Source organism: Streptomyces sp. NPDC096136, from assembly GCF_044763325.1.
In the GTDB taxonomy this organism is placed as follows: domain Bacteria; phylum Actinomycetota; class Actinomycetes; order Streptomycetales; family Streptomycetaceae; genus Streptomyces.
Genome location: NZ_JBIWFZ010000026.1, coordinates 57,787 through 71,244 on the forward strand (window position 1 = coordinate 57,787; position 13,458 = coordinate 71,244).

Genomic DNA, 13,458 nt, shown 5'->3' on the forward strand with positions numbered 1-13,458 from the left:
CGGGTCCGTGTGCGTTCGCCCCGCCCCGCCCGGCCGCAGCCGCGCACCGGACCACCCGAGAGAGAACCTGAGACCCATGCCCACCCCCGCCGAGCTGATCTCCCCCCGATCCCCGCGGGTGGCCGCCGCACGGCGGCTGGCGCGGCGCAACTTCCGCACGAAGGAGCGCCGGTTCCTCGCCGAGGGCCCCCAGGCCGTCCGCGAGGCGGTCGAGCACCGCGGGTCCCAGGGCGCGACCCTGATCGAGCTGTTCGCCACCGTCGAGGCCGCCGAGCGCTACGCCGACATCGTCGAGGCCGCCCTGCTGGGCGGGGCGCGCGTGCACTACGCCTCCGACGAGGTGCTCGCCGAGGTCTCGCAGACCGTCACCCCGCAGGGCCTCGTCGGCGTCTGCCACTTCCTGGACTCCCCCTTCGAGGAGATCCTCCGCTCCGGCCCGAAGCTCGTCGCCGTCCTCGCCCACGTCCGCGACCCCGGGAACGCCGGCACCGTCCTGCGCTGCGCGGACGCCGCGGGCGCCGACGCGGTGGTGCTGACCGACGCCTCGGTCGACCTCTACAACCCCAAGTCCGTCCGCGCCTCCGTGGGCTCCCTCTTCCACCTCCCGGTGGCCGTCGGCGTCCCCGTCGAGCAGGCCGTGGCGGGGCTGCGGGCGGCCGGCGTGCGGATCCTCGCGGCCGACGGGGCCGGGCAGGACGACCTCGACGCCGAGCTGGACGCCGGCACCATGGGGGGCCCGTCGGCCTGGGTCTTCGGCAACGAGGCCTGGGGCCTGCCCGAGGAGACCCGGGCGCTCGCGGACGCCGTCGTACGGGTCCCGATCCACGGCAAGGCCGAGAGCCTGAACCTCGCCACCGCCGCCGCCGTGTGCCTCTACGCGTCCGCGCGTGCACAGCGGGCGCCCGGAGGGTGCCGCTCCGTGACCCCCAGCTAGTAATGTGGCCGTCCGGGGGCCCACTGCGCTACCCGGAGATGTGGGGTACGGGGACATGACCGTCGGCACGAACAGCTCGCCGGTGACCGAGGGGGCCGCAGGGCCGGGCGCGGAACGGCTGCGGGGCACCCCCGGAGAGGTCTTCGCCGTCGACCCCGACGAGCTCCCCGACGGGCTCGTCGTCGCGGACCGCACCGGGCACGTCGTCTGCTTCAACCGGGCCGCCTCCCGGATCACCGCCATCGCGGCCGGCGAGGCCCTCGGCGCCCGCATCGAGCGGGCGCTCCCGCTGGAGGACCTCGAAGGCCGCCGCTGGTGGGCGCTGACCGACCCGTACGGCGGCCTCGCCACCCGGCGCGGCCAGCCCGAGCGCAACCTGCTGCTCCCCGGCGGCCGCGAGGTGCTGGTCTCCGCCCGGTACGTGCGCACCCACCCCACCGGCCCGCTGAGCCGCCTCGTGGTCACCCTGCGCGGCACCGAGGCCCGCCGCCGCACCGAGCGCAGCCACGCCGAGCTGATCGCGACCGTCGCGCACGAGCTGCGCTCCCCGCTGACCTCCGTCAAGGGGTTCACGGCGACCCTGCTCGCCAAGTGGGAGCGGTTCACCGACGACCAGAAGCGGCTGATGCTGGAGACCGTCGACGCGGACGCCAACCGGGTCACCCGCCTGATCGCGGAGCTCCTCGACATCTCCCGCATCGACTCGGGCCGCCTGGAGGTGCGCCGGCAGCCGGTGGACATCGCCGCGGCCGTCGGTCGGCACGTCCAGGCCCTCACCGCGAACGGCCAGGCCCCCGACCGGTTCCTCGTGCGCGTCAGCCGCCCGCTGCCCGACCTGTGGGCCGACCCGGACAAGATCGACCAGATCCTGGGCAACCTCCTCGAAAATGCGGTGCGGCACGGCGACGGAACGGTCACCATCGACGTAGCGCCGTACGAGAAGGGAACAGCCGTCACCGTGACCGACGAAGGCCCCGGGATCCCCGAGGAGTCGATGGGCCGCGTCTTCACCCGCTTCTGGCGGGGGAGCAAGCGCGGCGGCACCGGCCTGGGCCTGTACATCGTCAAGGGCATCGTGGAGGCCCACGGCGGCACCATCACCGTCGGGCGCGGACCCGGCGGCGGCGCGGAGTTCCGATTTATGCTGCCCGTGAGCGCGCCGGCCTACCTCACCCAGTAACCCTGCGGAGAGTCCCGCCAGGCGGCCCACGGGCTTCCTCACCCCCGGCGGCCCTTAGACTCGTCCTTTGGCACCCTTGTGTCCTTGTGCCGATCACGCCGATCAGCGATCGAGTCGTGCGAGTCGCGCGAGTCGTGCGGGGACCCACCAGCCAGCCATCGGAAGTACGGGAAGAGATGTCGGCACCGAACAAGTCGTACGACCCTGTCGAGGTCGAGGCACTGAAACCGGAAGAGATCGAGCGCATGCGGGACGAGGCGCTCGCCGCCTTCGCGTCCGCCGGCGACCTCGACGAGCTCCGCGAGGCGAAGACCGCGCACATGGGCGACCGCTCGCCCCTCGCGCTCGCCAACCGCGAGATCGGCGCCCTGCCGCCCCAGGCCAAGGCCGAGGCGGGCAAGCGCGTCGGACAGGCCCGCGGCGCCGTGAACAAGGCCTTCGGGGCCCGCACGGTCGCCCTGGAGGCCGAGCGCGACGAGCGGGTGCTGGTCGAGGAGGCGGTGGACGTCACGCTGCCCTACGACCGCGTGCCCGCCGGCGCCCGCCACCCGCTGACCACGCTGATGGACCGCATCGCGGACATCTTCGTCGGCATGGGCTACGAGGTCGCGGAGGGCCCCGAGGTCGAGGCGGAGTGGTTCAACTTCGACGCCCTCAACTTCACCCCCGACCACCCGGCGCGCCAGATGCAGGACACCTTCTTCGTCCAGGGCCCCGAGGGCACCCAGGGCGACGAGTCCGGCGTCGTGCTGCGCACCCACACCTCCCCGGTGCAGGCGCGCTCGCTGCTGGAGCGCAAGCCCCCCGTCTACATCGTCTGCCCGGGCCGCGTGTACCGCACCGACGAGCTCGACGCGACGCACACCCCGGTCTTCCACCAGGTCGAGCTCCTCGCCGTCGACGAGGGCCTGACCATGGCCGACCTCAAGGGCACCATCGACCACATGGTCAAGGAGCTCTTCGGGGAGCAGACCACCACGCGCCTGCGCCCGCACTTCTTCCCGTTCACCGAGCCGTCCGCCGAGATGGACATGCAGTGCTACGTCTGCCGCGGCGCGTCGGTGGGCAACCCCGACCGCCCCTGCCGTACCTGCTCCAGCGAGGGCTGGATCGAGCTCGGCGGCTGCGGCATGGTCAACCCGAAGGTGCTCGTCGCCTGCGGTGTGGACCCCGAGAAGTACAGCGGCTTCGCCTTCGGGTTCGGCATCGAGCGGATGCTGATGTTCCGCCACAATGTTGAAGACATGCGAGACATGGTCGAGGGTGACGTGCGCTTCACCCGGCCGTTCGGGAGTGAGATCTGATGCGCGTCCCGCTTTCCTGGCTGCGGGAGTACGTCGACCTCCCCGCGGGTGAGACCGGCCGCGACGTGGCCGCCAAGCTCGTCGACGCCGGCCTCGAGGTCGAGACCGTCGAGACGCTCGGCGCCGGCCTCACGGGCCCCCTCGTCGTCGGCCAGGTGCTGACCATCGAGGAGCTCGAGGGCTTCCGCAAGCCCATCCGCTTCTGCACGGTCGACGTCGGCCGGGCCAACGGCACCGGCGAGCCGCAGGAGATCGTCTGCGGCGCCCGCAACTTCTCCGTCGGCGACAAGGTCGTCGTGGTCCTGCCCGGCGCCGTCCTGCCCGGCGACTTCGCGATCGCCTCGCGCAAGACGTACGGCAAGACCTCCCACGGCATGATCTGCTCCGGCGAGGAGCTGGGCATGGGCGACGACGGCACGCACGGCATCATCGTGCTGCCGCCGGAGTACGAGCCGGGCACCGACGCGATCGAGCTGCTCCAGCTCGTCGACGAGGTCCTCGACATCGACATCACCCCGGACCGCGGCTACTGCATGTCGATGCGCGGTGTGGCCCGCGAGGCCGCCACCGCCTACGGCCTGCCGCTGCGCGACCCGGCGCTGCTGGACGTCCCCGCGCCGAACTCGTACGGCTACGCGGTGAAGATCTCCGACCCGCAGGGCTGCGACCGCTTCACCGCCCGCACGGTGACCGGCCTCGACCCCGAGGCGCGCTCCCCGATCTGGCTCACCCGCCGCCTCCAGAAGGCCGGCATGCGCCCGATCTCGCTCGCCGTCGACATCACCAACTACGTGATGCTCGAACTCGGCCAGCCCCTGCACGCCTACGACCGCTCCCGCCTCGACGGCGAGATCGGCGTCCGCCGTGCCGAGCAGGGCGAGAAGTTCACCACCCTCGACGGGGTCAAGCGGACCCTCGACGCCGAGGACCTGGTGATCACCGACAACAGCGGCCCGATCGGGCTCGCCGGCGTCATGGGCGGCGCCGACACCGAGATCGCCGACTCCGTCACCGACCCGGAGACCGGCGCCGTCACGGGCACCACCGACGTGGTCATCGAGGCCGCGCACTTCGACTCCGTGTCGATCTCGCGCACCGCCCGCCGCCTGAAGCTGTCCTCCGAGGCCTCCAAGCGCTTCGAGCGCGGCGTCGACCCGATGGCCGCCGCCGCGGCCGCCCAGCGCACCGTGGACCTCCTCGTGCTGCTCGCCGGCGGCACCGCCGAGGCCGGGGTCACCGAGCTCATCGCCCCGGGTGCCCCGCGCACCATCGCGATGCGCGCCGACCACCCGGACCGGGTCGCGGGCATGGAGTACGGCCGCGAGACCGTCGTGCGCCGCCTCCAGGAGATCGGCTGCGACGTCTACGGCCAGGACGAGCTCGTCGTCACCGTCCCCTCGTGGCGGCCCGACCTCGCCGCGCCCAACGACCTCGCCGAGGAGGTCATCCGCCTGGAGGGCTACGGGAACCTCCCCTCCACCCTCCCGCAGGTGCCCTCCGGCCGCGGCCTGACCCCGCGCCAGCAGCTGCACCGCCGCGTCGGCCGCGCCCTGGCCGGCGCCGGCTACGTCGAGGCGCTCAGCTACCCGTTCATCGGCGAGGGCGTCTTCGACCAGCTCCAGCTGCCCGCGGACGACGCGAGCCGCCGGGTGGTCAAGCTGGTCAACCCGCTCTCCGACGAGGAGCCGGCGCTGCGCACCACGCTGCTGCCGGGCCTGCTCGGCGCGCTGCGCCGCAACGACAGCCGCGGCAGCCACGACCTGGCCCTCTTCGAGACCGGCTCGGTCTTCAGGGCCGGCGGGCAGCCGGGTGCCGCCGTACGGCTGCCGGTCGACCGCCGTCCCACGGACGAGGAGATCGCCACCCTGGACGCGGCCCTGCCCGCGCAGCCGCGCCACGCCGCGGTCGTGCTGGCCGGCGCCCGCGAGCAGGCCGGCTGGTGGGGCAAGGGCCGTCCGGCCGACTGGGCCGACGCGGTCCAGGCCGCCCGCGCGCTGGCCGTCGAGGCCGGCGCCGAGCTGGTCGTCCGCCAGGGCCAGTACGGGCCGTGGCACCCCGGCCGCTGCGCCGAGCTGGTCGTGACCCTCGACGGCGTCGAGACGGTCGTCGGCCACGCCGGCGAGCTGCACCCGCGCGTGGTCAAGGCCCTCGGCCTGCCGGCGCGCACCAGCGCCATGGAGCTCGACCTCGACCGCCTCGCGGCGGCCGGCGGCGAGGCCCTCCAGGCGCCCCGGATCTCCACCTTCCCGGTGGCGACCCAGGACGTCGCGCTGATCGTCGACGCGTCCGTCCCGGCCGCGGCCGTGGAGGCCGCGCTGCGCCAGGGCGCCGGCGAACTCCTCGAATCGCTGCGGCTGTTCGACGTGTTCACCGGTGAGCAGGTCGGCGAGGGCAAGAAGTCCCTCGCGTACGCCCTGCGCTTCCGCGCGCCCGACCGCACCCTGACCGCCGAGGAGTCCACGGCCGCGCGCGACGCGGCGGTGGCCCTCGCCGGCGAGCGGACCGGGGCGGTGCTGCGCGGCGCCTGACCCGCCGTGAGCAGGACCCGCTGAGGGGCCCGTCCGGACCACCGGACGGGCCCCTCCGGCATGCCGGGACGGGGTTCACCCGTCCGGGTGGGAGTGCGGGCGGCTCCGCCCCGGGGACCGGACCCGCCCCGCCGGGGGGAGTGGAACGGCCCGGGCGGATCCGTGTCACCGGAGCTGCCGCTCCGCACCGGGCCGGTGGACGGACCCGGTGCGGAACCGGCCGGCTCGGGCGGGGGCCCGGCGACCAACCGGGCGGCCCCGCGGAGCCGTGGTGCGCCGCCCGCCCGCCATGGAGTGTCGGGCAGACAGCAGGGCGGGCGGCGCGGTGCCGGGTCGTCGCACTGTACGAGGGGGAGCCGACGACCGGGCGGCCTCCTTGGCGAGGCTCTTCAGTGAACCGCGCCGCGGCCCCCTCGCGGCAGGGTGCGTATCGCATTTATGCGCGTTCTTGTTTCACACCCCGTGTGAATTGGACGCACCGCACCCCGAGGGCACCGCTCAGCCACTAGCCTGGAGCCGACGAGCCCTTGGAGGGGCCCATGCAGCCCAACGCCCTGCTCGACGCCCTCCTCGCCGAGGCGGGCATGTCACACGCCGGACTCGCCGCGCACGTCAACCAGGCGGGACGGTCCCGCGGACTCGCGCTGCGCTACGAACACACCGCGGTCTCGCGCTGGTTGAAGGGGCAGCGCCCCCGCGGCCAGGTGCCCGACCTCATCTGCGAGGTGCTGGGCGGACGCCTGCACCGCCCCGTGGGCCTCGACGACATCGGCCTCGGCGTCCCCGGCGGGCAGACCCCGCACGCCACCCGGCTCAGCGGCTTCGTGGACCGGGCCACCGCCCTGTGGCGCTCCGACGAACTGGGCCGGCCCGCGCAGCTCACCGCGCACGCCCTCACCGGAACCCCCGCCGTGATCCCCGTGTGGGAGTGGGAGAACCCGCCCGAGGACGCCGACGTGTCCCGCTCGGGCGCGCACCGGATCGGCCCCGAGCACATCGAGATCCTGCGGGCCTCGCGGGCCCACTACGAGCTGATGTACCGCCGGGCCGGCGGGATGGCCACCCGGGCCCGCATCGTCCGCTTCCTCGGCAGCGAGACCGCCCCGATGCTGCGCGGCAGTTACCCCGACGACCTCGGCCGCCGGCTGTACCGCGCCACCGGGTCGCTGGTGGCCGTCGCGGGCATCTGCGCGTACGACTCCGACGCGCACGGCCTCGCCCAGCGCTACTTCCACCAGGCCCTGCGCCTGGCCAAGGCCAGCGGGGACCGGGGGCTCGGGGCGTACGTGATCGCCCTGCTGGTCAACCAGTCCCTGCACCTGCGGGACTTCCGCCAGGCGGTGGCCTTCGCGGAGGCCGCGCTGCGGGCCGCCGGCAGCCGGATCACCCCGGCGCTGGCCGCCGACCTGTACGCGATGCAGGCCAAGGCCTACGCCCAACTCGGGGACACCGCGGCCGCCCTGGCCTGCATCCGGCGCGCGGAGGCCGCCGCCGAGCGGATCCGGCCCGGCACCGAGCCCGCCGAGACGGGCTACGTCCAGCCCGGACTGGTCAACGTCCAGGTGGCGGAGGCGCTGCTGAGCCTGGGGGACCTGGACGGCGCGCACGAGCAGGCGGCCGAGGCCGTCGGCACCCCGGCGCACGACCGCGGGCGGGTGCACCGGCTGGCCATGCTGTGCGAGATCCAGCTGCGCCAGGGGGAAGCGGACCGTGCGGCGGCCTCGGCGGCCGAAATGGCCGAACGCGCCCGGGGGATGGAGTCGCTGCGGCTGCGCGACCGGCTGCGCACGGTCCGGGAGGCCCTGCTGACCAGCGGCTGCGCCGGTGCGCAGGAGACCGCCGACCTCATCGACGGGGCGCTGCGCGTTCCCCTGTGACGGTCCGAGCTGCTGCCATGTTGCCACCTACGAACCGGAAGGCGGCACGACCGTGCAGTGGACGAACCTGAGTGAGCAGACCGTGTACAAGAACCGCTGGTTCGACGTGAACCTCGCGGACGTGGAACTCCCCGACGGCCGGCACCTGGACCACTTCGTCATCCGGCTGCGGCCGGTCGCGGTGGCCACGGCCGTCAACGAGGCCGACGAGGTGCTGCTGCTGTGGCGGCACCGGTTCATCACGGACAGCTGGGGCTGGGAGCTGCCCGCCGGGGTGGTCGAGGACGGGGAGTCCCCGGAGGCGGCGGCCGCCCGGGAGATGGAGGAGGAGTCGGGCTGGCGGCCCGGCCCGCTCCACCACCTGATGACCGTCGAGCCCTCCAACGGGCTGACGGACGCCCGCCACCACCTCTACTGGGCGGACGGGGCCACCCTCATCGGGGAACCGGAGGACGGTTTCGAGTCCTCGCGCCGCGAGTGGGTGCCGCTGAAGCTCGTACCGGACCTGATCGGGCGGGGGGAGGTCCCGGCCGCCAACATGGCGGCCGGGCTGCTCCTGCTGCACCACCTCCGGCTGGGTCGGCCGTAGCGGGCCGGCCGGACGGGCCGCCCCGGCGGGCCGCCCCAGGGAGGGTCAGCCGTACGGGTAGAAGCCCGAGCCCGTCTTGCGGCCCAGGCGGCCCGCGTCGACCATCCGCTGCAGCAGCGGGGGAGCGGCGTACAGCGGCTCCTTGTACTCGGCGTACATCGAGTCGGCGATGGACGCGATGGTGTCCAGGCCGATCAGGTCGGACAGCTTCAGCGGGCCCATGGGGTGGGCGCAGCCCAGCTCCATGCCGTTGTCGATGTCCTCGCGGCTCGCGATGCCGGACTCGAACATCCGGATCGCCGACAGCAGGTACGGGACGAGGAGGGCGTTGACCACGAAGCCGGACCGGTCCTGGGCGCGGACGGCGTGCTTGCCCAGCACGTCCCGGACCAGGGCCTCGGCCCGCTTGACGGTCTCCTCGCCCGTCGTCAGCGCCGGGATCAGCTCGACGAGCCGCTGCACGGGCGCCGGGTTGAAGAAGTGGATGCCGATGACCTGGTCCGGCCGCGAGGTCGCGACGGCCAGCTTGACCAGCGGGATCGAGGAGGTGTTGGACGCCAGGATCGCGTCCGGGCGGGTGATCACCTGGTCGAGGACCTGGAAGATCTCCGTCTTGACCTGCTCGTTCTCGACGACGGCCTCGATGACGAGGTCGCGGTCGTGGAACTCGCCGAGATCGGTGGTGAAGGTGAGGCGGGCCAGGGTGGCGTCCCGCTCCTCCTCGCTGATCTTGCCGCGTTCGGCGGCCTTGGTCAGCGAGTTGTGCAGCCGGGTGCGCCCGATCTCCAGGGCCTCGCCGGTGGTCTCGGCGACCTTCACCTCAAGACCGCTGCGGGCGCACACCTCAGCGATGCCCGCGCCCATCTGGCCACAGCCCACCACGCCGACCTTGGTGATGTCGGTCGCAAGGGTAGAGAGGTCCGTCACATCGTGCCTTTCGCTGCTCATCCATCGCGGGTCCCCCGTTGTTCGGCAGTGGTAACTGCACCCCGGCGCCCGCCACGCCCCCCGACGTTACTCCCGTCCTTCCCGCCGGTGAGGGGGCGGGGCGTGCATGCTGGGCGTTCGCGAGACGTTGTCACGGAGTGGAACGGAGTCGTCACATGACGCACATCGGACGGCGGGGGCTGCTGGCGGGAGCGGCGGGGGCGCTGGCCGCGGCGGCGGGCGCGGGCCCGGCGGGGGCGGCCCCCGCCCCGGCGCGGGCGCCGCGGCCGGGCGGCGGGGGAGCGGGCCGGGCGGCGGCCCGGGAGTTCCGGGGGATGTGGATCGCGACCGTACAGAACGTGGACTGGCCCTCCGCGTCGGGGCTGTCCGCCCGGGAGCAGCGCGCGGAGCTGACCGCGCTCCTGGACACCGCCGTCCGGCGCCGGCTGAACGCCGTGGTCCTCCAGGTCCGGCCGGCCGCCGACTCGTTCTGGCCCTCGGCGCGCGAGCCCTGGTCGCAGTGGCTGACCGGGACGCAGGGCAAGGACCCGGGCTGGGACCCGCTGGGCACGGCGGTCGCCGAGGCGCACGCCCGGGGGTTGGAGCTGCACGCCTGGTTCAACCCGTACCGGGTGGCCAACCACACCGACCCCTCCCGGCTGGCCGCCGCGCACCCCGCCCGCCGCAACCCCGGCTGGGTCGTCCCGTACGGCGGCAAGCTCTACTACAACCCCGGGCTGCCGCAGGTGCGGGCCTTCGTGCAGGAGGCGATGCTCGACGCGGTCTCCCGCTACCCGGTCGACGGGGTGCACTGGGACGACTACTTCTACCCGTACCCGGTGGAGGGGGAGTACTTCGACGACGACGAGGCCTACGCGGACTACGGGGCCTCCTTCGGCACCCGCGCCGCCTGGCGCCGCCACAACACCGACACCCTCGTGTCGGAGATGGCGCAGCGGCTCCGCCGGGTCCGCCCGTCGGCACGGTTCGGGGTCAGCCCCTTCGCGGTGTGGCGCAACCAGGAGACCGACCCGCTCGGCTCGCCGACCCGGGCGGGCGTGCAGACGTACGACGACCTGTACGCGGACACCCGCAAGTGGGTCACCGAGGGCTGGATCGACTACATCGTGCCGCAGGCGTACTGGCAGCTCGGCCACCCGCAGGCCGACTACGCGGCGATCGTGCCCTGGTGGGCGCGGACGGTCGCGGGGACGGGCGTGGACCTCTACGTCGGCGAGGCGCTGTACCGCTGCGACGCCCACAGCTCCACGGCCGCCTGGCGCGATCCGGCGGAGCTGTCGAAGCACCTGGCCTTCGCCAAGCGGTACGCGGAGGTCCGCGGCCACGTCTACTTCTCGGCGAAGCAGGTGGTCGCGGACCCCAACGGAGCCATGGCCCGGGTCGTCGCCGACCACTACCAGGAGGTGGCGGCGCCGCGCTGATCCGGTGTCAGGCTGATCAGTGCCAGGTGGCGGTGGTGGACTTCCCCTCGGGCCTGTCCGGGTGGCGTACCACGCAGTCGGGACCGGGGGACATCACGGCGTCGTGCCCGTCCGGGAAGTGCACCCGGTACGGGGGCGCGCCGTTCTCGCCCAGTACCTCGACGATCTCGCCCACCCTGTCGTGCTGGCCCACAACCCTGCCGTGCTGCACCAGCTGGTCGCCCTCGGTCGCTCGCATCTGCTGACCTCCCTCGGAACAGGTCGATCCGGTGCCAGTAGTTTAGGCCGATCCGGGGCTATTTGACCCGTTGGGTCACGGTGATGCAGACCAGGACCGCCCCGGCGGCCAGCGGGGTCGCCGGGGACAGGTGCTCGCCCAGCAGGGCCACCGACCAGACCAGGGTGAGCAGCGGCTGGGCGAGCTGGAGCTGGCTGGCGCGCGGGGCGCCGATCGCGGCCATGCCGCGGTACCAGACGTAGAGCCCGAGGAAGGTCGAGCCGGCCGCCGCCCACAGCAGGCCGGCCGCTCCGTGCCAGGTCGGGTGCACCGGCTCGGCCGCCAGCCCGAGCACGGAGCCGGCCAGCGCGAGCGGCAGGCACAGCACCAGGGCCCAGCCGATCACCTGCCAGCCCGGCATCAGCCGGGCCAGCCGGCCGCCCTCGGTGTAGCCGGCCGCGCAGACCAGGAGCGCCCCGAACAGGTAGGCGTCCCCGGCGGTGGGGGCGCCGCCGCTCTGGGCGAGGGTGAAGGCGAGGACCACCAGGGCCCCGGCGACGGCCGCCGCCCAGAAGGCCCGCGGGGGCCGGGTGCCGGTGCGCAGGGCCGACAGGGCGGCCGTGGTCAGCGGGAGCAGGCCCACCACGACGGCGGCGTGCGAGGTGGTGGAGGTCCGCAGGGCGAGCGTGGTCAGCAGCGGGAAGCCCACGACCACTCCGCCGGCGACGACGGCCAGCCCCGCCCAGTGCTTGCGGGCCGGCAGCGGCACCCGCCCGGCGAGCAGGAAGCCGCCCGCGATGACGGCGGCCAGGACGCTGCGCAGGGCCACGAACGACCACGGGCCGAAGCTCTCCAGGCCCCAGGCGGTGGCGGGGAAGGTCAGCGAGAAGGCGACCACCCCGAGGAGGGCGAGGCCGGTACCGCCGCGGCCCCCCGCTTGGACCGCGCTGCGGCCCCCCACCTGGACTGCTATCGGGGTCGGGCGAGTAGCGCTATTCTGTGCTGTCATGTACGAGCGTAGCAGTGTGGCGGAACTGGCGGAATCCCTGCGGTCCGAGCTCGACCGCTACCCGGTGGGTGGAAAGCTGCCGTCCAGTCGGGCCCTGGTCGAGCGCTACCGCGTCAGCCCCGTCACCGTCTCCCGGGCCCTCGCCCAGCTCGCGGCCGAGGGGCTCGTGGTCACCCGTCCCGGCGCCGGCGTGTACCGCGCCCACCCCCGTACGGCCGACCCCGCACCCGGGGACACCTCCTGGCAGGAGGTGGCCCTGAGCGCCGAGGGCGCCGGGGAGGTGGTCCCGCGCTCGGTCGACGCCTCCGGGGTGCTGGTCTCGCTGGCCCAGCCGCCGCCGGGGGTCATCGAGCTCAACGGCGGCTACCTGCACCCCTCGCTCCAGCCCGAGCGGGCCATGGCCGCCGCCCTGGCCCGGGCCGGGCGCCGGCCCGGGGCCTGGGGGCGGCCGCCGATGGAGGGGCTGCCCGAGCTGCGCGACTGGTTCGCCCGGGAGATCGGGGGCGCGGTGGGGGCGCTGCGCGCCGCCGACGTGATGGTCACCGCGGGCGGGCAGAGCGCCCTGACCACCGCCCTGCGGGCGCTCGCCCCGCCCGGCGCGCCCGTGCTGGTGGAGTCGCCCACCTACCCCGGACTGCTGGCCATCGCCCGCGCCTCGGGCTGCCGGCCGGTGCCCGTCCCCGTGGACGCCGACGGGGTCCGGCCGGAGCTGCTGGCCGCCGCCTTCGAAGCCACGGGCGCGCGGGTCTTCGTGTGCCAGCCGCTGTTCCAGAACCCCACCGGGGCGGTGCTCTGCGCCGAGCGGCGGCCCGAGGTGCTGCGGATCGCCCGGGCCGCCGGCGCCTTCGTGGTCGAGGACGACTACGCCCGCAACCTCGCCCACGAGGACGCGGGCCCGCTGCCCGCGACCCTGGCCGCCGAGGACGCCGACGGGATCGTCGTCCACGTCCGCTCCCTGACGAAGGCCACCTCGCCCAGCCTGCGCGTCGGCGCGCTCGCCGCCCGCGGCCCGGTCCTGGACCGGCTGCGCGCCATCCAGGTCGTGGACAGCTTCTTCGTGCCCCGGCCGCTCCAGGAGGCCGCCCTCGAACTGGTCGGCGCCCCCGCCTGGCCCCGCCACCTGCGGACCGTCGCCGCCGAGCTGCGCCACCGGCGCGACGTGCTCGCGGGAGCCCTGCGGCGGGAGCTGCCCGGAGCGGAGGTGCCGCACCTGCCGCGCGGGGGCTACCAGCTGTGGGTGCGCCCGGCGGGCGGCGGCAGCGACGCGGAGTTCGCGGCGGCGGCCCTGCGCGCCGGGGTCGCGGTCGCCCCCGGCCGCCCCTACTTCTGCGCCGAGCCCCCCGCCGCGTACGTCCGGATGAGCTTCGCCGGGGTCTCGGGGCCGGGGGAGCTGGTGGAGGCCGTCCAGCGGCTGCGCGGCGGGCTGTGACCAGGCCGTCTTCGCGCGGGGC

Annotated in this window: 11 protein-coding genes; 8 read left to right on the forward strand and 3 right to left on the reverse strand. The window is 74.6% G+C overall.

The window, feature by feature from the left end:
• Window positions 1–76 precede the first annotated feature (76 nt).
• The 6 genes from ACIRBY_RS34525 to ACIRBY_RS34550 all read left to right on the forward strand — a co-directional run bounded on the left by ACIRBY_RS34525 (window position 77) and on the right by ACIRBY_RS34550 (window position 8,412).
• Window positions 77–934, forward strand: a complete 858-nt coding sequence (locus tag ACIRBY_RS34525) for a TrmH family RNA methyltransferase (RefSeq protein ID WP_403908215.1) — start codon at window positions 77–79, stop codon at window positions 932–934.
• Between the two features lie 55 nt (window positions 935–989).
• Window positions 990–2,114: an ATP-binding protein gene (locus ACIRBY_RS34530; RefSeq protein WP_403908217.1), complete on the forward strand. Its 1,125-nt coding sequence runs from the start codon at window positions 990–992 to the stop codon at window positions 2,112–2,114.
• 176 nt (window positions 2,115–2,290) lie between these two features.
• Window positions 2,291–3,418 (forward strand): phenylalanine--tRNA ligase subunit alpha, encoded by a 1,128-nt coding sequence (pheS, locus tag ACIRBY_RS34535; RefSeq protein ID WP_042819419.1) that lies wholly within the window; start codon window positions 2,291–2,293, stop codon window positions 3,416–3,418.
• The gene (gene pheT / locus ACIRBY_RS34540) at window positions 3,418–5,946 is read left to right on the forward strand and encodes a phenylalanine--tRNA ligase subunit beta (RefSeq protein WP_403908220.1); all 2,529 of its coding nucleotides are present in this window, start codon (window positions 3,418–3,420) and stop codon (window positions 5,944–5,946) included. Before pheS ends, pheT begins: the two co-directional genes overlap by 1 nt.
• 539 nt (window positions 5,947–6,485) lie before the next feature.
• Window positions 6,486–7,823, forward strand: coding sequence for a transcriptional regulator (locus ACIRBY_RS34545; protein ID WP_403908222.1), 1,338 nt, complete (start codon window positions 6,486–6,488; stop codon window positions 7,821–7,823).
• A 52-nt stretch (window positions 7,824–7,875) separates the two neighbouring features.
• The gene (locus tag ACIRBY_RS34550; protein WP_403908224.1) at window positions 7,876–8,412 is read left to right on the forward strand and encodes an NUDIX domain-containing protein; all 537 of its coding nucleotides are present in this window, start codon (window positions 7,876–7,878) and stop codon (window positions 8,410–8,412) included.
• A 45-nt stretch (window positions 8,413–8,457) separates the two neighbouring features.
• On the opposite strand, the gene ACIRBY_RS34555 is transcribed toward ACIRBY_RS34550, so the two are convergent.
• Window positions 8,458–9,360 carry a 3-hydroxybutyryl-CoA dehydrogenase gene (locus tag ACIRBY_RS34555; protein WP_403908226.1) on the reverse strand — a complete coding sequence of 301 codons (903 nt, stop codon included), beginning with the start codon at window positions 9,358–9,360 and terminating at the stop codon, window positions 8,458–8,460.
• A gap of 155 nt (window positions 9,361–9,515) precedes the next feature.
• On the opposite strand from ACIRBY_RS34555, the gene ACIRBY_RS34560 reads away from it, so the two are divergent.
• A complete protein-coding gene (locus ACIRBY_RS34560; protein WP_403908228.1) occupies window positions 9,516–10,781 on the forward strand; it encodes a glycoside hydrolase family 10 protein in 1,266 nt (421 codons plus the stop codon).
• Between the two features lie 16 nt (window positions 10,782–10,797).
• Here ACIRBY_RS34560 and ACIRBY_RS34565 read toward each other — a convergent pair whose 3' ends face one another.
• The gene (locus tag ACIRBY_RS34565) at window positions 10,798–11,019 is read right to left on the reverse strand and encodes a DUF1918 domain-containing protein (RefSeq protein ID WP_403908230.1); all 222 of its coding nucleotides are present in this window, start codon (window positions 11,017–11,019) and stop codon (window positions 10,798–10,800) included.
• Window positions 11,020–11,077: 58 nt separating this feature from the next.
• Entirely contained in the window at window positions 11,078–12,007 is a 930-nt protein-coding gene (locus tag ACIRBY_RS34570) for a DMT family transporter (protein WP_403908232.1), read from the reverse strand.
• Here ACIRBY_RS34570 and ACIRBY_RS34575 point away from each other — a divergent pair.
• Window positions 12,006–13,436, forward strand: a complete 1,431-nt coding sequence (locus ACIRBY_RS34575) for a PLP-dependent aminotransferase family protein (RefSeq protein WP_403908234.1) — start codon at window positions 12,006–12,008, stop codon at window positions 13,434–13,436. The two genes, ACIRBY_RS34570 and ACIRBY_RS34575, sit on opposite strands and share 2 nt — an antisense overlap.
• Window positions 13,437–13,458: the final 22 nt, after the last annotated feature.